Source organism: Haladaptatus sp. (assembly GCF_049589095.1).
In the GTDB taxonomy this organism is placed as follows: domain Archaea; phylum Halobacteriota; class Halobacteria; order Halobacteriales; family Haladaptataceae; genus Haladaptatus.
Genome location: NZ_JBAWAC010000302.1, coordinates 1 through 2,354 on the forward strand (window position 1 = coordinate 1; position 2,354 = coordinate 2,354).

A 2,354-nucleotide genomic window follows, 5' to 3' on the forward strand; every position below is an offset into this window, starting at 1 on the left:
GTGTTCTTCCAGTTCGTCGCTCGGGAACTCCATCATCTCGGTCCAGCCGTGATTGTAGAAGTCGAAGTTCGACTGGATGTGGGTGATTTCGCGGGCCTCCGCCTCCGGCGCACCCTCCTGAAGCGCGGCGAGGTACGAATCCATCGTCGCGTCGAAGAAGGCATCGAGGTGTTCGCGACGTTCCTCCTGGTGTTCCTCGTCGGCCTTCTTCAGGAAGATCTTGGTGTGCATGTTCACCAACCCCGTCTTCGCTACGTCCCGAACGACGGGCAGTTCGAGGGCTTTTCTCGACGCGAAGTGGCGCGCGTTCTGACGGATTTTCATGGCGGTTGCTTGGGACGCGACGGCCTTCAACGTCCCGACTAGGGTGTGTTGGCGTTTGACAGCAATATCGAGATAGCAATCCACTTTAACCCCGACGCAGAACGTCTCAGTCATGAGCGAATCGTACGTGATCATCGGGGATGGCATCGCGGGTAGTTCCGCGGCCGAAACCATCCGTGAAGAGAAGCCAGACGCTGACATCGCAGTCATCACCGACGAAGGTGAAGCGCTGTACAACCGCATTCTCATCAAGGAGTTCGCCAAAGGAAAACTTCCGGAAGCGCCGATCTCCATTCACGAACCCGACTGGTACGACGAGCGCGACATCGACCTCGAACTGAACACGTTCGTCACCGACATCGACCCGGACGCACACGAGGTCCACACGCACGCGAGCGGAACGTACGACTACGACAAACTGCTCGTCGCCACCGGCGGGACGCCGACACAGCTTCCGGTCGATAACAGCGACGCCGACGGCATTCACCACTTCTGGACGTTCCAGGACGCCCGTCGCATCGCCGAACACGCGGACGCGGCAGACACCGGCGTCGTCATCGGTGCCGGACTGCTCGGCATCGACCTCGCCGCCATCTGTGCCGCACAGGACGTGGACGCCAAGTACATCATGCGCGGTAACCGCTGGTGGCGCTACGGTCTGAGCCTCGACGGTGCGGAGATCATCCACGACGCGCTCGAAGAGAAGGGCCTCGATATCGTCCTCGAAAGCGGCGTCAACGGCTTCAAGACCGACGACGACGGCAACGTCGTCGCCACCATCGACGCGGACGACAACGAGTACGAGAGCGACTTCGTCGGCGTCGCCATCGGTCTGAACTTCAACACGGAGTACCTGCAGGGGAGCGGCGTCGAGACGGACAACGGCGTCGTCGTCGACCAGTTCATGCAGACGAGCGTGGACGACATCTACGCCGCAGGGGACATCACCCGGTTCTACGACACGATTCTGGACGAGTACGCCCAGAACGGCTCGTGGGGCAGCGCAAAGGAACAGGGTGTCGTCGCCGCCAAGAACATGGTGGCCGACGACGAAGCCGAGGAGTTCCGCTGGGTCTCCTCGTACTCCATCACGCACTTCGACTTCCCGTTCCTCTCCTTCGGGTTCCCGACGCTGGGCGACGACGAGTGCGAGCGGAAGTACAGCGACACCGAGTGGCGGCGTCTCTCGTTCAAGGACGGCAAACTCGTCGGCGGCGTCCTGATCGGCGACCTCGCCCCGCAGGGCAAGTACAAGGACCTCATCCGCAACGAAGTCGAGTGTGCCGACCAGAAGGAAATCCTCCTCGAGAAGGATTTCGACCCGGAGAAGCTCGCACAGCCACAGGAACAGTAGATTCGTAGCGCGGAACGGTGCGGTTTCGGTGTTTTTGTCGAGAGATTCCACCGACTGACGATCGTCACGACGTGAATCTTTAAGACCCACCACGACAGTCGGTATCAATGACCACACCGGTCGGGAGATTTCGTGAAGCCCAAAATAGCCGTCGAAGCCGTAGATATGGTTCCGAACGATGCCCGCGTCCGACACTACGACGAACTCGATTACGACGCGAAAGGGCACTTCCCGAGCGTCGTCGAACACGGCGAACGGCTCATCGACCGGGAGACGGCGGACCAGTTCAACGACGGCGAGTTCGTCAGATACACCGGCTACTTCCGGGTGCTTCTCGCATAGTCCATTCCAGCATGTTTTTTCATACAGGTTCCACAACGCTTAATAGGTACTAAGACAATTGGTAACATGTATCAATGGCTTCGAACAGCACGAGTAGCCTGAAGACCGTACCGGCCGGAGAGACGGCAGCGCTCATCATCAGTCGCACCGAAACCGTTCCAGCGGGCGTTCAAGTGTACCATTTCGACGAACTCACGGAGGAGACACAACAGGTGTTGGCGGAGTTCGACGGCGGTGAGAAAGTCGTCCAGATGACCGGTGCGTTGGCGGACGAGTTCGACAGGGACGCGCTCGTGGTGTTCAACGACTACTATCGAATCAACGTGGCTTAAGC

The 2,354-nt window shown here is 59.5% G+C and carries 4 protein-coding genes; 3 read left to right on the plus strand and 1 reads right to left on the minus strand.

The window, feature by feature from the left end; translation table 11 throughout:
- The coding region (locus WBV42_RS09765; RefSeq protein ID WP_423985856.1) for a DUF6149 family protein at positions 1–324 on the minus strand (324 nt) is incomplete at its 3' end.
- 112 nt (positions 325–436) lie between these two features.
- On the opposite strand from WBV42_RS09765, the gene WBV42_RS09770 reads away from it, so the two are divergent.
- The 3 genes from WBV42_RS09770 (at position 437) to WBV42_RS09780 (ending at position 2,352) form a co-directional block, all read left to right on the plus strand.
- Entirely contained in the window at positions 437–1,678 is a 1,242-nt protein-coding gene (locus WBV42_RS09770) for an NAD(P)/FAD-dependent oxidoreductase (RefSeq protein WP_423985857.1), read from the plus strand.
- A 165-nt stretch (positions 1,679–1,843) separates the two neighbouring features.
- Positions 1,844–2,020 (plus strand): hypothetical protein, encoded by a 177-nt coding sequence (locus tag WBV42_RS09775; RefSeq protein WP_423985858.1) that lies wholly within the window; start codon positions 1,844–1,846, stop codon positions 2,018–2,020.
- A 74-nt stretch (positions 2,021–2,094) separates the two neighbouring features.
- Positions 2,095–2,352 (plus strand): hypothetical protein, encoded by a 258-nt coding sequence (locus WBV42_RS09780; protein ID WP_423985859.1) that lies wholly within the window; start codon positions 2,095–2,097, stop codon positions 2,350–2,352.
- Positions 2,353–2,354 lie beyond the last annotated feature (2 nt).

Excerpts from the sequence above, each read along its gene's own strand:
- WBV42_RS09780 (WP_423985859.1), top strand. The coding sequence starts at position 2,095 with ATGGCTTCGAACAGCACGAGTAGCCTGAAGACCGTACCGGCCGGAGAG.
- WBV42_RS09770 (WP_423985857.1), top strand. The coding sequence starts at position 437 with ATGAGCGAATCGTACGTGATCATCGGGGATGGCATCGCGGGTAGTTCC.
- WBV42_RS09775 (WP_423985858.1), top strand. The coding sequence starts at position 1,844 with ATGGTTCCGAACGATGCCCGCGTCCGACACTACGACGAACTCGATTAC.